We start from the raw sequence: 19,833 nt of genomic DNA, 5'->3' as shown, positions 1-19,833 counted from the left end.
TCCGTCTTATAGAGGATAAGCAGTTTTTCAAAATCTGTCGTACTCAATATAATTCTTGATTTTTGATGTGAGCACAAATGTAACATTTATTAAGTGGTTTTGCAAGATACCGATTTGGGACACGTACACTAATAAAAGGATTATTCATAATTCTATTGAACATAGTTCTTTGCAATAGGTACTTGCAACGCCCCTTCTTTGGCATCTTCTGACATAATCAATTTCTCCCATTTAGCATAGAACCAAAAGAAACGTTCCATTGATACTTCATTGATTTTACTGCTCTCTTCTACACTAAAGCCTATCAACTGATTTAATACAAATGTCAGATAAAAACGCAGATTACTTGTGACATTCATAATATCTTGTTTTATTGCTGCCTCATGAACCAACTCATTTCGCAATCTATAAATTCTTACAATATGCTGTAGCAGATGGTCTTTGTGTGCTTTGATATAGTTTTTTATATTATCTCTTGAATGGAGATGACTTTTCATATTCTTTGCTCTAAATCGTTCAAGGATATTATGCATTCCATTGACAGCCTCATCATCATTTAACGCTTCATATATGTTATCTTTTTGATTCATATAATGAGTCTTTACAAACCAATTCTTCAAATATTCTGTATTTCTTTTAATATAACATACAGAAAGAATCTGAACCAAATAAGTTTTAATACGTTCAAATGTACTGAAGTTCCTGTCACTTGAAGAGAATATAAATTCCAGAGCAATCCAGTAGTTGATAAACTGTTGTTCTATTTCAATTTGAGAATCACCAATTCGTAAATGTCTCAAGGCAGATTGAATTCTGTCCCTTACATCCTCTTGAACTAGTCTAAAGTCCTGTATTTCCTTTAACGTAGATTGTAGAGACTCGTCTGGTTCATCCGTATATTTTCCTCCTGCATCCAAAATACAGAAATTCTCTGTGGATTCTTTTCTCTCAATATTAGGATCTTGAGCAATTACCAAGGCTCTGCTTGGTATCTTGACACTTTTAACTACATCCTGATTATAGTCCAACATTTCAGATAATTCCTCATACCCTATTCTTGCAGCAGATGCCGAATCAAGCGCTTCCACCTTGTCAAGTACAAAATAGCGAGTTTGGCTATTGGACTTTTCATAAGATTTCTGTACGACAATCTGCTCTTGAATTTTCTGAGGAACAGATACATAAATATTGTTAATCTTTTGTTCCGCTGTAATCGCATTTTTATTGTTGTCAAAAGACAGCTTAATGACAACAGAAAATTGCCTGCCTGTCTGCACAGTTAAATCTGTTACCATTTTGTTGAAGGCATCCCCGAAATCTTGATTCTGAGGGTTCTTTTTCATCGCATTAAAGAAAGAAAAAAGATACTTTTTAGAATATCCTTTACGCAAAAGCTCACAGCCAAAGGCAGCCAAAAGATCATCAAACTGCCTTAATATGACGGAAAATTGGTCATCTCCGTATTCGATATTTGCAATTACATAGTTTTTGATTTTACTTACTAGATTTTCAAAATATAGAGTCTTATTTGTTTGAATCAAATCTTCTACTGCATATAGGATAAAGTTTGTCTCATGGAATAGCGGTAAATCCTTTCCGGATTTTGCCCTCTTAGTGTAGTCTGTTAGGTTTGCCAGAAATAAGTTTTTATCATAGTTTGAGAAAGCCAGACAATCGTCATTATTTATGAGATCTAAACATTCCTGTATACAATAATCAACAGTTGAGAAGCGTTTCACGTTCCCATCTAACCAACCTTGAAGGACATTCTTCAATTCTATGATAATAGATAAAGCATTATTTGTCCTGACACGGTAACTGTCCAAAGTGTCTTTATGCATCATTTCTGTCATGCGTAACACAAAATATTTTTGAAAATCAACAGTTTTTATCATCTTTTTATATTTTTTTTATTTAATTATTTGTTTATTTGTTTGTTTATTCATAACTTTGCAACACATAAAGAATAGAAAGGGAGAGTGTCGTTCCTATTGAGGCCTTGGGTCCGGGGTTCTGATCAACCTCCCTACAGTATACGGAGCATCCTTTCGAGGATGCTCTTTTTGTTTTTGAATTTCTCTCATGATTTTATTAGGATGATGTTCAATTGATGTTCATACCAGATAGTCAAGACACTTGAAGGCATCCCTTATTTTAAGTCACGAATAAAACTGAATAGTTTTTAATTAATGATCAACGAGCATCTGTCATTTTCATAAAGTCCAAGCTTTTGTCAAACGATTACATTTAAATTTATTGTTTTTCTTAGCAACTGATCAGATTAGGTGAAGGGTTGTCGGACGAGAGAGACTGAAACAAGGACGACAAAAAGGTGATTCACAGCAGTCGTGAAGTGCTTCAGTAGATTCACGGTTCAAAGATAGTAAATAAAATGGAAACGAACAATGGATTGTTGTGTTTTTTATAGTAAATAGAATCAATCAACAGAAATAAGCGTTCTTTTTGATCAATTATTAACCTCTGACCTATTTCTCAATCAAGAATAGATGGATAGAGGATAATGGTTGACAGACAAAACAAAACCAAACCAGACAGAATTAGACAGAATTAGACAAAAATGAAGTATCTGCCAAAATGAGGAAGAATTAAAATACAGTCTACCCCACCATTCTCGGTGACAAAGTTAAGCACACGATTAAGAGCATTGTATCTTGTCTTATCTTTCGATGATTTTGACTCATACTCTTCAAAAACAGCATTTCTCAAATCTTCAATTGTCATTATCTACATTTTTAAAATTAATCTTCCATTATGTCCTTTCCACATAAATGCCATAATAACGCTTACCCCATATAACACACCAGCCAACTTTTTTGGGGTTACTTCCACACAGTAGGTGTGGGGCTTTGTATTACACATTCTTTTAAACCCATTCTTTTACATTCCCTGCAAATAATTGAAAACCTAGACTCAACAAGCACTCTTTCTTTTTCAGCCATTGCGCATCTCTACACTCAATAGAAAATTTATTACTACCATGGCAAATATCATACCTATTACACTTTGTTGAATCTTTGTTAACCAATCTTTTGTATAATAATTCCCATGATGCCAAAAAAGCAATCTCCACATAGGGCTTCTTTGTTTCTATATTATTCTGCAAAAGAGATGACTTATGCGATTCTATAAAAGGAAAACCATATACTCTTAAAAGTACATCATTAAATGACTTTACATTCTTAATACTGCCATCATATATAAGATTCAGTAAAGTGCTCTCACCTGTACTTAATTCCTCGTTTGTCTGCACAAACACCCTTTTATAATAATCAGACTTCACACCTGTTATTGCCTCAAACTCATGCAGTAGTTCGTTTTGCTCAATGCGAAGCATCTCTCTCATAGTTAATTTTTTATTTCTAAATATAACTTTATTCATCAAGGACTCCTTATATAATGTTCTTCCATTATTTATTTTATTGGTGGAAGCATAGTCTGCTACATCAAAGAAACCCACGCCGGGGTTACAGTATGATAATGCAATCATGCAAATTGAAATCATCAATAGCTTGTCATTACATATCTCTGGATACATAGCTTGGCATATTTTATCAACAATCTTATATGGAACTGTAGAATGCCTCTTGTCTGCTGTAGGATCTATGAGTAGTTGAATATGATGGGCCATCCCCTCAATTATAGCCCAATAGCCAAAATGATATCCTTCTTCGCCATCCAAAGCATCACCCGATTCAAAATCATATATTCCTATTCTCACAGATTGTTTCTTTTTTCTAGCCAATTCTATATCTCCTCTTCTTATTTCAACTTCATCTATATTGTGAGGATAATTTCGGGATCCTTCCGTTTCATTAGCTTTGGTAAAAACATTAATAACCTTGGGGTTGACAGTTTTAGCCGATAGCGGCAACTCTATCTTTTCGTGTTCTTTCAGATAATTCTTATATTCAATAAACAACCGATTGTGTAACCTTGTTCGGTTCACACCATAGATTGTTTGGATATGCTGAATGTAATGAATATATTCATGAACCAAACTTCCATATTCTTTTGTCGACAAGTTATCGCATACAAGATTGCCATCAACTACTTGATAATCGCCATCGTCATCTACATAGATATGGAAATGATTGGTCTCATTTCTGCTTGTGCGAGAAGCAAGTATATCATAATCAAATGCTGTTTCTAATTGTGTATTTTCTGTATTCTCCATGATATAAATTAATTCAAGCTTCACAAGTATATAACTTGCATTTCTAAGTTGATAAAATTAAGGTAAATTCTCTAATTCATTTTTCTACTCGATAAGAACAGATCATTGAGTCTATTTTATTCGAAGCAACCTCTCAGTATAACCTTTAGGGCAACCTTCAATACCTTTCAAAACTCAATTGCAGCAGGCTGTCACGCAAGATCATATTACTGCCACTAAGATACAGGATCTTAAAGTGCTCATTCAGGGAGTTGATGCCTAAGGCCTTCACCGGATCTGTATTCTTCAACAGTGAATCCTGATGCCAGTCATGAATATAAGGAGCATAAAGCCTCAGCGTATCACTGTATCGCTCGTGAAGAAAGAAGATGCTCTCCACCTGGGCCAGTTTCCCTTCAATCCTCCAGAAACTGTTTACCTTGGACAGGTCCCTGATGTCTCCCGTAGCCAACGTGTCCACCTGTTTCAGATGCCAGTATCCGTCCGGTTTCCCATTACTGTCCGTATGCAGGTCACACGAGGCCAATAGTATCAGCCGCCGGCACCGTCATCTATCTGAAAATCACAGAGCCAGTCATTTAACCCAATAACTGAGTCTCTATACTTTTCCCATTCATCCAAGTTACCAATATTCCGTGTGTTCTCTACATCTATTTTTATTTTCATCTTGTTTACATCAAGAGAAATATACTTAAGTACTTCTAAGGTATTAAATTTCTTAATCGGTTCCAAGGTATCCACCAGACACAACAAAAACAAGAAAGGAGAACTTTTCAACCTTATTTTCCTCGCCCGCTTTTTATACACGAATTCACCCAAGTCATGCTCTTTATAGTATTTGGCTTCCTCCGTATCTTCTTGCACGAAAAACATATTGTGACATATAATAGTCCAAGATATACAAGCATAAACTTTTTCTAAAGGCTTTCCCCAATAATATTGTGGAGAATCTTCACGTAATTTTTGCCCCATTGTTGTTATCATCACCGTGTTATCCAAATTATTCGGAGTATTTTTTGATGAATCATGTTGTCTACGTATTTCGCACAATTTTTCATAACAAACTTTACCTCCATAAATGCCATGATCTACATTTACGTGATATTTTTCCTCACGATATTTTTCATAGGCAGATACAGCCTCTGGGGTATAAATACGGGGTAAAAAAACAGAAGATTTCCTTTGCGGAGGAAAAACACCATCTTCTTCTGGGATAACATTTTCACCTTCCTCAACATTATACCCTAAATCGTGGAAGAAACATATTAACATCCATATATAAGAGAATTCACCTTTCCAGTCTTTTGAATAATCATGACATAAAGTTTTCAGTTTTTTATCTATCCAATCCTTTTTAGAAATATTTTCACGAAAAACAAATCCTAAAAGAAAACAAGACACGATATGCTTGATACGACTGGGACTTAGACTATCTAAACTGTCATTTAAATAGTCATTACCTTTCCCTCCGGCTTTCATACAGTTTCTGATAAAACTCTTACATTTACAAGAATTACTCAACATACCTATATTCAATGATGGAGAATTTTCATAATATTCCCACTTATAAGTCGAAAGTACATGATTATATCCTTTATAAAGAGTACACATCTTTTTCATAAAAACTTTTTTATTACATCTTATTTCTCTAATTCCTTATACACTTCCACGGTCTAGTCAACAATCTTCTCCCAATCATACTTGCTCATGTCATACACCATATACTCAAAAAAGTAAGTAATCAATCCACCTGCTTCAATACTATTGTAGAGGGAGAGCAGTTTTTCAAAATCTGTCGTACTCAACATAATTCTTAATTCTTGATGTGAGCACAAATGTAACATTTATTAAGAGGTCTTGCAAGATGCCTATTTTGGACACTTACGATTCTAACCCCTATAGTCGATTTTGATTTGTATTTATATAAAAATCAAATACTTACAATGACTGTTAAGTATTTTTTGTGGGCACTAGTGATTCTATACCTTAAAACGTTTCCTGTTCCCCCGCAGGAAATACACTTGCGGTTGATTATCGATAGAGAATATACGCGCGATGATATAAACTTCCGTTTCCGAATTCTCCACTTTGTCTATCATTTTCCATTCCCTTGCGCTAATTGGAATATTCTCAATAGCATTCTTCGAGCAGACCGTTGTCTTGACTTCAAGATACACTTTAACACCATTCTTTATAAACGTGATATCATATCTGTCATAGTTAGTCTTGTGGTAGTACTTCTTCCCTTGGTAATTAAGGGAAAAGTCATAATCATCATCCTCTGACACAATGGAGGGGCATATTGGTTTGTATCCTTGAGACTTAAGATTACAGTACATACAAATCTCTCCCTTAAATCCTGTATGTGCATTGGGGGTAACGCCTGCTGGCATTGTCGGAGTGAACACGCCAGAGTCTGCTTGAGGCAACAAAGGCCCTTTCTCCATTAGTTCCGTATGATATCCTTTCTCTTTAAGATAGCTCTCAATACCATCTTGCGACTCAATCATGATTACAAATAACTCATGTGCACACTTCTTGCCTATTCCTAGAAAAGAGCATAGAGGTTCCATTAACGGCTCTAAGTTAGCCGCTCTGATATTCCCAGTGAAGTAGAAGTTGTCTTCCAGTCCGAAAGTAGCTTTCTCCAACTGGTCTTCATCATCACCATACGACAAGTATATCTCGTCGCATTGGTAGAAATGTGTCTTTGCCACTTTGCTTCTTAAGTTGCTTTTTGCTTTGCTGTATTCATCTTTGTCGGCGCTCTCTTCAATCTTCAGCAATGCCAGTGCTGAGACTCTTGACTCCAGTGCCATCTTGATAGTTTCACATTCTTCTCTCCCTTTAAAACTCGGCTTGACACTCTTCTCGGTAATAATCTTAACGCCCATCAGGCGCAGCAATTCTATTACCCTATCCTTATTAGTGACGCCACCTATATAGACACTTTTCCACTTGCCAAATCCGTCAAGGGTGATATACCTAAGCTCGGAAGGGTTATAGAACTGTCCATCTGTGGAAAGGATGCGATGACTTGTTGCCCATTCTGTCAATTTGTCTTTATAGCCCAAATTTTCTATGCCTCCAATTTCGATGATTTTGGAATAGATATTGGCAATAAGTTTTTTATTCTTTTCCACTTTGTTGGCATCACAAGATATTTTATCCAGCACATTCAACAAATCATCTATCCCTACTTGAGTCTTTAAGGCCAACAAAGAGTCCCATGAATTATCTATTTCGCCATCAATATCTATAATAGGAAGATAGTTACCGCCAACGGAGCTGATGCTTTCAGTATTGGCAAATAGCTCTTTTGACAATCGTAAGCTGCCGTCCTTAGCTGGGAACTTCTGTACATTTTTAATTGCCCACTCAATGAATGGCTCTAAGTTCAATGATGTGTATTTCGCAGATTCGCCAAAAAATCCTGCCTGCCCTTTTACAATATCCTCATGGAATGCATATTTTTTCGCAAGAATTTTACCCCATATTAATTTAGTCAAGTCAGGCCTTACTTCCTTTTGTGAAAGCAGAAGTGGAGGGTAAAATACTAAGCTCGACTCGTAAAAATAATAAAATTTCGTCCCCAAAGAACCCACATTATATCGTTTTCCAAATTCACCTTTTGCCCTTTTGATTATATCCCAATCCTCAGTATGTCCTATAAGTGTTTGTTTTTCAATTTCTATAGAGTCATTCACTCCGAACTTCATCCAGAACACTTTCCACTCTTGGACATCTGAGCCGCCTGTATATCTTTCCGATACATAGATGTCGCCCTTATAAACGCTTTCCAAATCAACTTCTGGATGATAGAAAGAGCCGAAATAAAGTTCTTCTGCGCACTTTAGTGTCCCTACTTTTGTGAGTATTTTTATTTTTGATAGGGTGTAGCTGCCTATATTATCGAAGATATTCTCATGTTGATTGACTTCAAACAAAAACTGCCCGACTTCTATGGCATTACTAACTGTGATATAGTCGTCCTTGCATAGCACATATTGAATGAAGGTCATATTGTTCAGTTTAGAGACTCCGACTTCACTCAGCCACTTTTCCATGTCAGCATTGGCCTTGGCAAAGTCCGCAACATCTGTATGCAGGAAAGTCACATCCTTTGCCATTTCATTTTGTTCCCGATAGTCAGAGGGGAAGAAAAGATTTTCAGGTGCTGCAAGATTTCCCTTTTCGTCCAGTAGAAACTTCACCAACTTCAGTGTTTTCACAAAATCCGGTTTCTCGGTAGCGTCTCTTTGCAAGTAATATAGAAAGCTTACCAGTTTCTTGTCGAGCTCAACATCAATGCCCTCGAAGCAATCCTCATCATCGAAAAGTTTGGCAAGGCAATCCTTGTCAAAGAAGAACACACCATATTTTTTCAGCATACAGCTACCTTTCCTAACTCTTCGTATTAGGCTATTGTCGTCATACGCTTTTCCGTATGTCTTGTTGACGTGGCGAAGCAGTACACCTGTTGAGATGGCATCAGATATGCCTATGCTATCCATTATCGCCTGACTGGGGAGGAGTTTAATGGCAAGATTATCAATGCTCGGAATGAAAGCCACATTTCCTATAGCTGATTTCATCCCGTCTTCGTATGCTTTCTCCAACGGATTGCTACAACCATACGATATCTTTGGCAGCATCTCATAGTAGTTCTGGTACTTGTCTGAGATTTGCGACATCCACGTCAAGAATTCGAATGGAATCCTTGAGAATATCAGCTTATTCCACGCTGAATCCTTGTGCAGTTGCTGACGTCCTGCATCTGTAATAAAGTTAGCATTGACAAGAAAAGGTAACCCTACGTCACCAAACTTAAAAGAGGTCGGCAGGTAGGTATAGACTACAGCGTCTGCCATAGGTACGAGCCTGTTTTCTTTATCCAGCTTTATCGCAAAAGACAAGTCGAAGCTTTTGGCATCCTGCAGTTTAAGTGGCGTGTATCCATCCTCTTTCATCTCACCTTGGATTTCGGGCGGCACCTCTACATGATCATTGGAATAGATCAGCCACCGACTATCTTCAACATCGTTTTTAGATAGCACAACTTGGTCATCCACCGTTTTCTTCTCCAAAGAAGACACCAAACTATCTTCTTTCCAAAATGCCATCTTGATGTTCTTGGCACTGACGAACAACAAAAATTGACAATCCGACATTAATCGAACAATCTTCTCTCCAATGTTCTTCTTTCTGCCAAGCTGAATATAAGTGACTACTTGATAGCCCGATGTGTCAATACCTATGTTTGGAGGCATGGTCTCTATTGGAATGATTTGCCACGGCATCAGATATTTCTTCTCGTCATCTTTCTTCCCATATGACGCTTTCCAATGTTTATCCCAATAGTCTGTCCAGTGCTCCTTGTCAAACTTGAAGCAATAGCCGCCGGAAGCGACCGTCACGCAGTTGGACCAGAATACGGACTTGAAGCCAATTCCCTTGTAACCGATCTTCTTAATGTCCTTGATCTTGTTTCCGTTACCCACATCGCACAATCCCTCTATGTCGCGCTTGGAGAATGCCTGTCCGTTGTGCATGAACACTAAGTAACCATTACTAATGAGTATTTTCACGTCTAAGCAACCCGCAGAAACCTCAAATGCATCCACTGCATTCTGAAACAGCTCAAAGACAAACCGTTCCTCCTCTGTGTATATTCCAGACGAAAGCTGTATCAGGCTCTGCTCTTGTGTAGTCGCCTGATCTGGATTATTATAATCGCTTTTCTTCCTGCTGAGGTCAGCTATAAATGTATCGTTATTCATCTTCGAAAAGTAAATGTCTATTATTCCATGAACCACTCCGAAGCGCCCTGTTTATGGGCGTCTTCCGACTTTGCTCATAAATATTAAACTTTTGTTGTTAACGAACTTTTGCGTAATAATAGGGCAAAAATTTTTGATTTGTTCGTGTTCAATTGATGTTTATGCCAGATAAACAGGATATTTTAGAGCGTCACCGCTTTTAAGTTGTGAATAAGACTAAAGAGATTTTAATCTATGGCCAGCTGCCCGGGTATCATTATCTTGAAGTCACAACAGCAGTTCCTATTTTAAGAATTTCGGAGACTGGCTATAGTATGTACTGATATTACCTTCATCCGACTTGTAGACTTCTATCCTCATAACTTCCAAGTTCGGCGGTCTCTATCCAGTAACCATGTTTATTTTCCCATTCTGCTATACGAGCGATTTGGACTCCCTTGCAATTCGTTGTTCCCGCAACCGCTTGAACTGATTTGAGCACTCCTTGTGCGAAAGTTTCAACCTCCTCCAGGATTCCACCGATTGAATCTTGATGGCATTTATCTTTTTGTGATAGTCGTTGAGTACCGGTTCCATCCATTATTCCTTTCTTCTTATATCTTGACTTTGCAAAAATAGCTAAACTTTTCTGATTTACCAAACATCAAATGAAAAACTTCAATCATTCGATTTTTACTTGACTATCATCTTGTTGCCGATTGTTAATGTAATACTTCATGATCATAAGACTTATTGATTAATTCTATTTGTTTTTCTTAGCAGCTCATCAGATTAAGTGAAGGGTTGCCGGACGAGAGAAACTGAAACAAGAACGACAAAGAGGTGATTCACAGCCGTGGTGTTTCAGTAGATCAACGGTTCAAAGATAGTAAATAAAATGGAAATGAACAATGATTTGTCGTGTTTTTTATGGAAAATAGAATCAATCAATAGAAACAATTGTTTTTGTTGATTCAATCGAAGCCCTGCAAGGTAAGGTGGCCAATAACAAGGCGGAATGATACGGATACGATTCGGGACCTTCCACGTCAGGCGCTCTTCCCTATCCTCCATAGGAAATGCCAGGTACGGAACAGGGGTTCACTGAGGGCCTCAGAAGGATACAGACGGATGAAATGGAGGTTACGGTAAATCTTCAGGAAATACTTCTTCACCATGCCCTGACGGGTAAAATGGTCATACTTCGTAAAGAACTTCCCGAAATTGCCCCCGCCCAGGACTTCACTCAGGAGCAGCTGCCCCCGCTTCCGGTCCAGGTACCAGCATCCGGTCATCCCGCAGGCCGAATACTACGGACAGGACATAATGACGGCCCCGGCAAAATGATACAGTAAAACACATAACATAAGGTATTTTCATCAAGATTTTGAATGAAAGAACTCCTTTGATTTTTTCCAAAAAAATCTCTTGATCTTTGATAGTACCCACCATCTTGCTTCACTTGGACAAACAAAGCCTAAGCGGTAACACCGCTTAACCACCCAACAATAATTTTTAATAATATCATTAATCGTATTATATTGGAAGATGTATTCTCCCCGGCCAAAATTCCCCACATGTATAATATCTGACATTAGACGTGTTGCCCAATCTTCTTCTTTTTGCGTAAAAGGAATTACTAATGGAGGAATTTGCAAACCAAGATAGTTCACACATAAGCAAGTAAATATCCGCCAGGCCCTCTCCATCCGCATTAATTTCAAATACTCTGCATGTTTAGTCCAGTCAATATTCTTATTGCATCTATTAAAAAACAAAGCATAGTCAATGACCTGTCTTAGTCCCAATCCCTCCTCATACACATGATTGACTAGATGACTGATCAGAAACACACTTTCAAAGGTAGGCGGAAACACGCAAATTTCCTTTCCGTCCATCACAATACGCGACAAATGTTCCGGATAAATCTCTCCGAACATCTCCCGCATGGCCTCGTCAGTGGAAGGCCTTTGGTAATTGTGAACCTTATAGTGTGGTTCCACTGTCACCCCGTCTATCCAGGCCATCCCGTGATGTTCATGCACCAGTGTACGGTCCACACGGCCTAACCGTTCTAGGATGTCCAGTGTTTTGGAAAAATCCCTGCTCCCGATCACAAAATCAATATCGCCCGGTTGACGGTGCAGAGGCTGAGGGTAGCGCAAAGCTGTCACCTGTCCCTTCATAAACACGGGCACAATTCCTTCTGTCTCCAGTGCATCCTGTATCCTTGCGATGATACTGCGGTGCAACCGGTTGACCCGTTCCACCTTTTGCATCTGTGCTATCCGCTGCAACTTTATCGGAAGAGGAGGATGCACCTCCTTCGACAACAGGGAGATACCGTCCAGCACCAGACAAGAAACCGTTTCGATGTCCGCCAAATGGAAGATTCCCTTCCAGTCTGCGCCCATGAACTTAGATGCGTCGGGGCTTTCTCCCCACATCGCTGCACGGACCAATGTCAACAACCGGTCAGCCGTATCCGTCATTGTCTCTTCCTGTCTATCGTTTCTGTTCCAGCAACCACTTGAAATATGCCTCATGCTGGTCCACAAGATGATTCCAGGAATACTCCTTCCGAATCACCTCGAGATTACCGTCCACAAACTGTTGCCGGTGAACGACCTCATTTTCCTCGATATGGTCCAACAGGTCACTCACCTCTTTAGCCGAACCATAGTAAGTTGCATTTTCCCTCAACACGGCCCGGTTAAAAATATTGTCATGCGCCAGGATAAAACAGCCCGCAGCCATTGCTTCTAACAAGGAAGGATTAGTCCCTCCCACACTATGCCCGTGGAAATAGGCATACGAAAAATGCCTGATACTATTGAGTTTGGTAAAGTCATAGATACCCCCAACAAACTGGATAGACGGATCATCGCCGAATTCAGTCAAAAGTTCCTTCGCATGTTTCGTTGTTGTCTTGCCCACAATCACCAACGGTTTTCGTCCATACTCCCCGGAATGTTTGTACCCCTCTATGGCCATACAGATATTGTTTTCCGGCTCCAGACGAGCAATGAGCAGGTAATAGTCCTTAGGATGCAAGCCTAAACTTTCAAGATGCTTCTCGTCATAGTCATCATAGATATTCGCTCCATAGGCCAAGAACTTACTCTCCTTGCCGTAAACTTCCTTGTAATAGTCATGAATACCCATATTGTCCGCTATCAAGTAGTGGCTGTGCTTTACAGCCTCCTTCTCCTCCCAGTGGATAAACTTCTGTACCCACTTGTTGAATTTCGACCGATTAAATTCCAGTCCGTCCATATTGGTCGTGAATATGGGCGACTTGATTTTCTTCACATTAAACCAGATATAGGCTGGGATGATACTGGTATATCCCGCTTCGTAGATAATATCGAAATGTCCCCGTTTCAGGGCATCCCGCAGACAGGCAAAGTCATAGAAAAAACTCCCTACCGATCCGCCCATCCATTTCTCCGGGGAATAGATATGCCGGATGTGAACCCCTTTATATTCCTCCTTCTGATAAGGATGGTATTTCGGAGAATACACCGTTACGTCATGTCCCCTTTTGGCCAGACCTACAGATATATACTCGGCAAACTGTTCGAAGCCCCCGTAATTGTTGGGAATGCCCCGAGTACTGACAAAAGCAATTTTCATCTACTTTAGAATATTAAGAATGATTCCATCTTGCTTCAATCCTGTCATAACATCAGGAGGGACTAAGATTTCCTTAGGTGTTGGTTTCAATCTATCAAGAACAAAATAAAAGAATTTCCAAATATCACGACAAAAATAAGCTAATTTTGAATGTTTGTTTTTCCCTTTATCACAAAAGACTAGTGGAACACATTTCACCTTTAAATGCATACATGAAATAAATAATCCTAATGACCATTCTCCAAAATAGCCAATACACCTTTGTTGTCTAGAATATCCATGTTTTTTTATTCTTTTCTCCACCTTGAAAAGTACCGGGAAAATAAAATTACAAAAAGCATCATAGATTTCTTTTTTTGCAATAAACATTGTGTAAGGATAACTTACCCGTGAATTATAGAAATAATTGATAAAGCTATCATGAAATTGTGGATAGATAGAAAGAAATGTATCTGCAAAAATATAATAATCTTCTTGGCTTGTCATGTGAATTAAATTATCCGCCCTTTCTTGCCGAGAATTCATTTTAGGGGATTTTATGACAATAATATCCTTTTCCTTAATGATTTTATCTATGTTTGTGTCATCTATTTGTACGTCAAAGTACCGCCGATAGTGACACAACCCCAAATATTCAACGTCATTAATATTTTTCCATCCCCAATAAAGTGCTGTTAATTCACTCCATGATGAATTTTTATTACTTATATTGTCACCTATGTTATCATTAAGAAATCCTAAATTGATGTCTGGATGTAAAGCTTTCCCCACCTGAATTGCTGTATATGGTTTACAATTCCTAGTGTAAGAACTTTCTTTATGAGCACATACTAAAATCTGAATTTTTTTCATAAGTATAATTCCTTTTTAATAATTTGTGCATGAATTTCAACTGAATGTTTCCATGGTTGATCTAAAATATTCTTATTGAATTCTTTTAATATTTCCTGATCAAGAAGAATTTGGAAGATTAGTTCTTTCAAACTTTCAGAACTGTCAAAGACAAAATGGGGATCATATTGAGAAACAATATCCTTTGCACCAACATTTTTAGATACAATCACAGGAACACCAAATGAAAGGGCTTCCAAAGTAATCAAACTAAAAGTTTCTTTCCATATTGATGGAACGATTAAAAGATCCATAGATTGATATACCTGTTCTAATTGCCGTGCAGTAAATTTTCCTTTATAAACAATATTGTTGCATTCTTTGTCTGTACCTTTTGGACCTCCCCAGACTGATAAAAGCCAGTTATTATACCCTTGAGAAGATAAATCCCGTAGAATATTTTTTAGTAACGGAAAACCTTTATACGGAGCTATACTTCCTATAAAGCCAATTTTTATACAACTTCCATCAACATGCAAAATTTTTCTTCTATCCATGATTCCTTGATGGGTTATCGGCAATACCACAGATTTGTTGATTTTCAGATGGCTTTGATAAACCTCTTTGGCAACTGTACTGTTGAAATGAATAATATCAAACTGTTCTAGCATAGTTATATACGTATCCAATAATTTTCCATAGCTATTGAGATTATGAGGAGTAGTATTTGTTTGAACTAGTGCTGAAGTGCATGAAATACTATGAGAATTATACTTGAGTTTAGAAAGAAAGACATTTTTATATTTAAGAAGCGTTGGCATGTTCCTCAACTTCAAAAATAATGTCTTAGGAGCACTTGAATTACATATAGAACACAAATAAGGATTAGGCGTTTCACAAACTTTACCACGATCATTTACAAAATTTACTCTAAGACATATACCAAAATAATCATGACTGGTATAAACGATTCTTATGTGCATCTTTTTTGCAACAGAAATAAAGGCTTTTGGTAGCCCCATTAAGGTGTGCACATGAATTACATCTGGTTTTACAGAATTATAAAAATTAATTACAACAGATTCATCAATTGTATGAAAGACCTTATCTGGTCTCTTTATACCATAAAGCAACGGGATTACACAAGGATTGTTAATTTTGTAGCATATAACTTGCTCTCTCGTATAGGCAAAAGATACCCAACATTTTCTCCTTAAATGTATATAGCCTCCAGGGAACAAAACAAAGACCTTGTTATTCTTTTTTTGCACCCGAATCAGATCTGTGGCATACTTAGTCATTCCACCAGTTCGTTCAGGAGGGAACCCTAAGATATAATGTAAAATCCTCAACTTAAGAGTATATAAAATAATCAAATATTACTATGACTTTTTGCACAGATTCCTCTACTTTCTATCTTGATTGACTTCATCCACCATGATTGAAATCATATACGTCCCTTAGACCATATTGATTAAAAAAGATCCACGAGATCCTTTCCTTTTCTATATAAACCAGGCGTTTCCGTCCCGGTTACATAAAGAACCAATTTTTGAATAGCATACTTCGATAGTTTCATGATTATAATTTAGGATTCTTCTTATTTCCTCATTTTCAATATCTTTGCAGGAACTCCACCTATAACAGAATAAGGAGGAAAGATGCCTTTCACAACTGCACCAGCTGCAACAATAGAGTGGTCACCCAGTATGGTACCATCTAATATAGTTGCTTTGGCTCCTATCCAACAATCACTCCCTATCTTTATTCCCTTGCCGTTAACCCCTTGAGATCTTATAGGTAAATTCAAATTGGAATAATTGTGATTTTCAGGATGTACACTCACATAATTACCAAAAATGGTATTATCCCCAATCTCTAATAATCCCGTTCCACTCCCATAATAACCATGTGTACCTAGCCCAACATTATTACCAACTATCATTCCTTGTCCTAACAGTTTAAGACTTCCTGTTAATTCTATATGAGTAAAGAAACCTAAGGACACATTGTCTCCGCAAATGAGACCATGTTTAGACAAAGCATCAATATAGCATAATCTCCCCACAGAGAAATTTTTCCCAAACTTTAACTTTGAAGCACATTTAATAGTACTTGATGGATGAATAAAAACAGTTTTAAAGCATCTCAACCTAACAATACCATAGATTAAGCAAAATATCTTGCTCAAGAAAAAATAAAATATATATGAAGTTGGAACCAGATCATCAATAACAAATGATTCCCCCTTCATTTTGGTTATTATTGAATTTATTTTTTTTATCATATACATTTTATCATTAAGGAACAGCCTTCCCCTTTTGTATCTTTATATTCTATTTTACTCAAACAATTATTTATGATTTGCAAATGACAAAATATTTAAAGGCAAGCCAGTCACGTATCAACAAGAGGACATTTTCTATCCCGGAAACAGTATGATGCAACTTTCTTATTTGATAGGCCTCAATAACTGCTGAGGTGGAAAAGCTCATCCCTCCTATTTTCATTCTGGCAATATGCTTGTCAATAAAAAGATATTTCAAATGATTCCGTTTGCGAACTAATAATTCATAATCAGCACATATCTTAAAGTTTAAGTTGTAAAGACCAATCTTATCAAACAAATTATGCTTATTGTGTAATGATGCGACATGTGCTGCAGCCATAGTCTTCCTCATCACACTCCATGCAGGGGCAGAGCCTAATATTTTCAAGAGATTCCCATGCTCATCTACAAACTCGTTATGTGCACAAATATAATCGTAAGAAGAGATTAGATCGGTTGCCTTAATTGTATCTAAATAGTTATTTAGAGCATGGGGCAATAGCAAGTCATCTGCGCCAACAAACATGATCCATTCCCCACTTGATGCCTTAATCCCCTTATTCCAGGCATCATAGATTCCCTGATCTGGTTCGGATATATGAACAGAGACCTGATCACTATAAGAATCAATGATGGCATTGGTATTGTCTTTTGAACCACCGTCTACAAGAACAAGTTCACACTCATCTGTTAATTGAGGCACAATGCTATCCAAACACCGCTTCAATGTCTTGTCAGCATTATAGGTTGCGATAATAATTGAAATTATTTTCATTTACAAATTTATATTTTATTCCATATCTTTTGACCAAAAACATATATGCAAGGAAAATCCATAGCATATAATGATTAAAAGGTACGACTGAGTAAAGAAGAACATAAATCAATGTATCAAAACTTTTGACTTTTGTTATTGCAAATTTATAAACAAACAAAACAAATGATATGGTCATAATAAAGCCATAATCGTAAAAGGTTGAAAAAATATTCATCGCTCCTATACCCTCTTTTGCCTCTCCTATTGCTAAAATTTGATAATCAGCTAAAGTCTCTGCACTATCAATACCATGTCCAATCCAGAAATTGGGATCCAAAGGATTAAAAGCATTTATATAATTAAAGTAAGGTACTATTCGACATGCAGCACTTGGATCAACATCTACTATGGTATTTATGTCAAATGTAAAGAACGCATTGATTACTTTTGTTATCCTATCAAATTCTATAACTCCTGCATATTTTAATCCCATTGCCAGACCAAATCCAAATATTACAACTCCAATGATATATTTTATATCTTTTACACGTAAAAAATACAGGCAAAAAATCGGCAAAGTAAAAAGTGCCGTCATTGCACCATTTGTTAATGTTACATACAGAAATATGATTATAATTTTTTTATCTCTTTTATAAATTTGTTTTATTTCAAGTTTTTCTCCGAGTAACAGTTCCTGCAATCTTATATAACAATACATCAGAAGAGGAATTATCATAGCCGTATTTGATGATTCCATAGATAATGAATTAAGTTTCCATTTCGAGCTAAAATCACTTGCTAAATTGAAAACATGTGTCATTCCACTAAATGATTGTATTTGCTGAATAAAAAGGACTATTGCATAAGCATAGATTATATATTTTATCAATTTCATTACAGATGAAATCTTTACTTTACTCTTATCCCATATCACAGTGTACGATAAAAACGATGTCACAAATAACAGACTGTATAGAATAGTTGATGACCTAAAACTTTCTCGATGAGCCAGAAAGGAGAACAAGAACATAATAAGAATCATCAATAATGGTAAGAAACTATCTGTTTTGATATATGCTTTTATAAATAAGCCAACGAAACTTAATAGCATCATTGACCCAATCAGGAAATAGTTAAGATTCTCATCATTAACAAAATACCTTATAACAATAGTAAGACTGATTAGATATAGATAAAATAATTTTTTCATGTTTGTGTCCAATTTATCTCCACGCCCTATCGGTATTTCAGAGTGTTCCTAATTTTACGCTCTGAATAAAGTTGAAGAGATTTTAATCTATGACCGGCTAAACGGGGATCATCTTGGAGTTGATAGCCTTTATTTACACAAAATGTATGGATTGACATGTTCTGACCCTCCGTCTTGTAGAGAAAGAGCAGTTTTTCAAAATCTATCGTACTCAACATAATCCTTGATTTTTGATATGAGCACGAAATTTCATTTGTTAAGGGTTTATGCAAGATACCTATTTGGGACACTTACTACTCACAAGGTCTATATTTTGTAATTGATTACATTTCTATATCCCAAGACGCGGGCAATTTTATTTATCACACGAATAGGAAAAACTTTCAGATAACCTATAAAAGTTAGTTTCTTTTTTCGTAATGCCCAAATAGGGCTATCTTCTATTCCTATATTAGAATGACAACCATATTCTATTTCTGATAAATTCTTTGTTACTAAACCCTTGTACTGTTTAAGTAATAAGGATAGCAGACTTTGATCGTAACGACATGTTATAAAATCAGGATTTTCTGTACAAGTTGTACTCTCATCTATCAAATCCTTATGATAATTGCTTAAATTATACCACTGATTTATCAAATCTGAACTTTGCAGCGTTTTACGAACTAAAAGAGTTCCAGCAAAAAACTGTCCTGTATTACGGATCATCTTGTCATTTTGAGAAATACTGAAATATTTGAATACTTCTTCTTTCGTATAAGCTTTCTCCAAATATTGCGGTTGGATAAAAGCCATAATATCCTTATCTTGTTTGCTTATATCCGAAATCCAAAGATGTAATTTCCTCAAGCCTTTTGGATTGAGAGTACATCCCGCATCACAATATATAAGAAGATCCCCTTCATTGAGTTTGTCCAACACACTTTTGACAGCCCATGATTTCCAAGAGTAATAACCAAATGCATACATCTTATTGCGATGTTCTCCATAAAATAATTTCTTATAAGCTATATCAAAGTCTTTTTCAGAAAGAATGTATATCCCATCAAAGATATTCATACCCTGAGCTTCTTTTTTTATTCTTTCCAATGTGGGTTTGTATCGTGAGTCAGCAAA

Annotated in this window: 17 protein-coding genes; all 17 read right to left on the bottom strand. The window is 36.8% G+C overall.

Going from position 1 to position 19,833, the window contains the following annotated elements; all coding sequences use genetic code 11:
* Nucleotides 1-152: 152 nt before the first annotated feature.
* Nucleotides 153-1,895: a hypothetical protein gene (locus ACYRYG_RS02925; protein WP_460197570.1), complete on the bottom strand. Its 1,743-nt coding sequence runs from the start codon at nt 1,893-1,895 to the stop codon at nt 153-155.
* Nucleotides 1,896-2,568: 673 nt separating this feature from the next.
* On the bottom strand, nt 2,569-2,742 hold the full coding sequence (locus ACYRYG_RS02920) for a hypothetical protein (protein WP_460197569.1): 174 nt from the start codon (nt 2,740-2,742) through the stop codon (nt 2,569-2,571).
* A 142-nt stretch (nt 2,743-2,884) separates the two neighbouring features.
* Nucleotides 2,885-4,195 carry a hypothetical protein gene (locus ACYRYG_RS02915; protein ID WP_460197567.1) on the bottom strand — a complete coding sequence of 437 codons (1,311 nt, stop codon included), beginning with the start codon at nt 4,193-4,195 and terminating at the stop codon, nt 2,885-2,887.
* Between the two features lie 157 nt (nt 4,196-4,352).
* Nucleotides 4,353-4,721: a lipocalin-like domain-containing protein gene (locus tag ACYRYG_RS02910; RefSeq protein WP_460197566.1), complete on the bottom strand. Its 369-nt coding sequence runs from the start codon at nt 4,719-4,721 to the stop codon at nt 4,353-4,355.
* A gap of 5 nt (nt 4,722-4,726) precedes the next feature.
* Nucleotides 4,727-5,815, bottom strand: a complete 1,089-nt coding sequence (locus ACYRYG_RS02905) for a hypothetical protein (RefSeq protein WP_460197565.1) — start codon at nt 5,813-5,815, stop codon at nt 4,727-4,729.
* A gap of 53 nt (nt 5,816-5,868) precedes the next feature.
* The gene (locus ACYRYG_RS02900; RefSeq protein WP_460197563.1) at nt 5,869-6,003 is read right to left on the bottom strand and encodes a hypothetical protein; all 135 of its coding nucleotides are present in this window, start codon (nt 6,001-6,003) and stop codon (nt 5,869-5,871) included.
* A 171-nt stretch (nt 6,004-6,174) separates the two neighbouring features.
* A complete protein-coding gene (locus ACYRYG_RS02895) occupies nt 6,175-9,975 on the bottom strand; it encodes a sacsin N-terminal ATP-binding-like domain-containing protein (protein WP_460197562.1) in 3,801 nt (1,266 codons plus the stop codon).
* Nucleotides 9,976-10,306: 331 nt separating this feature from the next.
* Nucleotides 10,307-10,615, bottom strand: a complete 309-nt coding sequence (locus tag ACYRYG_RS02890; protein WP_460197561.1) for a hypothetical protein — start codon at nt 10,613-10,615, stop codon at nt 10,307-10,309.
* Nucleotides 10,616-11,003: 388 nt separating this feature from the next.
* Nucleotides 11,004-11,249 (bottom strand): hypothetical protein, encoded by a 246-nt coding sequence (locus ACYRYG_RS02885; RefSeq protein WP_460197560.1) that lies wholly within the window; start codon nt 11,247-11,249, stop codon nt 11,004-11,006.
* 84 nt (nt 11,250-11,333) lie between these two features.
* Complete coding sequence (locus tag ACYRYG_RS02880; protein WP_460197559.1) at nt 11,334-12,500, bottom strand: nucleotidyltransferase domain-containing protein; 1,167 nt, start codon at nt 12,498-12,500, stop codon at nt 11,334-11,336.
* Nucleotides 12,460-13,590, bottom strand: coding sequence for a DUF1972 domain-containing protein (locus tag ACYRYG_RS02875; protein WP_460197557.1), 1,131 nt, complete (start codon nt 13,588-13,590; stop codon nt 12,460-12,462). Before ACYRYG_RS02875 ends, ACYRYG_RS02880 begins: the two co-directional genes overlap by 41 nt.
* On the bottom strand, nt 13,591-14,442 hold the full coding sequence (locus ACYRYG_RS02870) for a DUF4422 domain-containing protein (RefSeq protein WP_460197555.1): 852 nt from the start codon (nt 14,440-14,442) through the stop codon (nt 13,591-13,593).
* Nucleotides 14,439-15,722, bottom strand: coding sequence for a glycosyltransferase (locus ACYRYG_RS02865; protein ID WP_460197554.1), 1,284 nt, complete (start codon nt 15,720-15,722; stop codon nt 14,439-14,441). The genes ACYRYG_RS02870 and ACYRYG_RS02865 overlap by 4 nt, the downstream gene beginning before the upstream one ends.
* A 299-nt stretch (nt 15,723-16,021) precedes the next feature.
* Entirely contained in the window at nt 16,022-16,708 is a 687-nt protein-coding gene (locus ACYRYG_RS02860) for an acyltransferase (RefSeq protein WP_460197553.1), read from the bottom strand.
* Nucleotides 16,709-16,778: 70 nt separating this feature from the next.
* On the bottom strand, nt 16,779-17,525 hold the full coding sequence (locus ACYRYG_RS02855; protein WP_460197551.1) for a glycosyltransferase family 2 protein: 747 nt from the start codon (nt 17,523-17,525) through the stop codon (nt 16,779-16,781).
* Nucleotides 17,491-18,402, bottom strand: coding sequence for a hypothetical protein (locus ACYRYG_RS02850; RefSeq protein ID WP_460197549.1), 912 nt, complete (start codon nt 18,400-18,402; stop codon nt 17,491-17,493). The genes ACYRYG_RS02855 and ACYRYG_RS02850 overlap by 35 nt, the downstream gene beginning before the upstream one ends.
* A gap of 621 nt (nt 18,403-19,023) precedes the next feature.
* Complete coding sequence (locus tag ACYRYG_RS02845) at nt 19,024-19,806, bottom strand: hypothetical protein (RefSeq protein ID WP_460197547.1); 783 nt, start codon at nt 19,804-19,806, stop codon at nt 19,024-19,026.
* Between the last annotated feature and the right edge of the window lie 27 nt (nt 19,807-19,833).

The organism is Segatella asaccharophila (assembly GCF_054687055.1).
The sequence above is the reverse complement of the archived record's forward strand: the minus strand, read 5'-3'. Positions and strand labels throughout refer to the sequence as shown.

Bases quoted from the DNA above. Each gene is read 5' to 3' on its own strand.
- ACYRYG_RS02925 (WP_460197570.1), bottom strand. From the start codon at position 1,895: ATGATAAAAACTGTTGATTTTCAAAAATATTTTGTGTTACGCATGACA.
- ACYRYG_RS02920 (WP_460197569.1), bottom strand. From the start codon at position 2,742: ATGACAATTGAAGATTTGAGAAATGCTGTTTTTGAAGAGTATGAGTCA.
- ACYRYG_RS02915 (WP_460197567.1), bottom strand. From the start codon at position 4,195: ATGGAGAATACAGAAAATACACAATTAGAAACAGCATTTGATTATGAT.
- ACYRYG_RS02905 (WP_460197565.1), bottom strand. From the start codon at position 5,815: ATGAAAAAGATGTGTACTCTTTATAAAGGATATAATCATGTACTTTCG.
- ACYRYG_RS02900 (WP_460197563.1), bottom strand. From the start codon at position 6,003: ATGTTGAGTACGACAGATTTTGAAAAACTGCTCTCCCTCTACAATAGT.
- ACYRYG_RS02895 (WP_460197562.1), bottom strand. From the start codon at position 9,975: ATGAATAACGATACATTTATAGCTGACCTCAGCAGGAAGAAAAGCGAT.
- ACYRYG_RS02885 (WP_460197560.1), bottom strand. From the start codon at position 11,249: ATGACCGGATGCTGGTACCTGGACCGGAAGCGGGGGCAGCTGCTCCTG.
- ACYRYG_RS02880 (WP_460197559.1), bottom strand. From the start codon at position 12,500: ATGAGGCATATTTCAAGTGGTTGCTGGAACAGAAACGATAGACAGGAA.
- ACYRYG_RS02875 (WP_460197557.1), bottom strand. From the start codon at position 13,590: ATGAAAATTGCTTTTGTCAGTACTCGGGGCATTCCCAACAATTACGGG.
- ACYRYG_RS02870 (WP_460197555.1), bottom strand. From the start codon at position 14,442: ATGAAAAAAATTCAGATTTTAGTATGTGCTCATAAAGAAAGTTCTTAC.
- ACYRYG_RS02865 (WP_460197554.1), bottom strand. From the start codon at position 15,722: ATGACTAAGTATGCCACAGATCTGATTCGGGTGCAAAAAAAGAATAAC.
- ACYRYG_RS02860 (WP_460197553.1), bottom strand. From the start codon at position 16,708: ATGATAAAAAAAATAAATTCAATAATAACCAAAATGAAGGGGGAATCA.
- ACYRYG_RS02855 (WP_460197551.1), bottom strand. From the start codon at position 17,525: ATGAAAATAATTTCAATTATTATCGCAACCTATAATGCTGACAAGACA.
- ACYRYG_RS02850 (WP_460197549.1), bottom strand. From the start codon at position 18,402: ATGAAATTGATAAAATATATAATCTATGCTTATGCAATAGTCCTTTTT.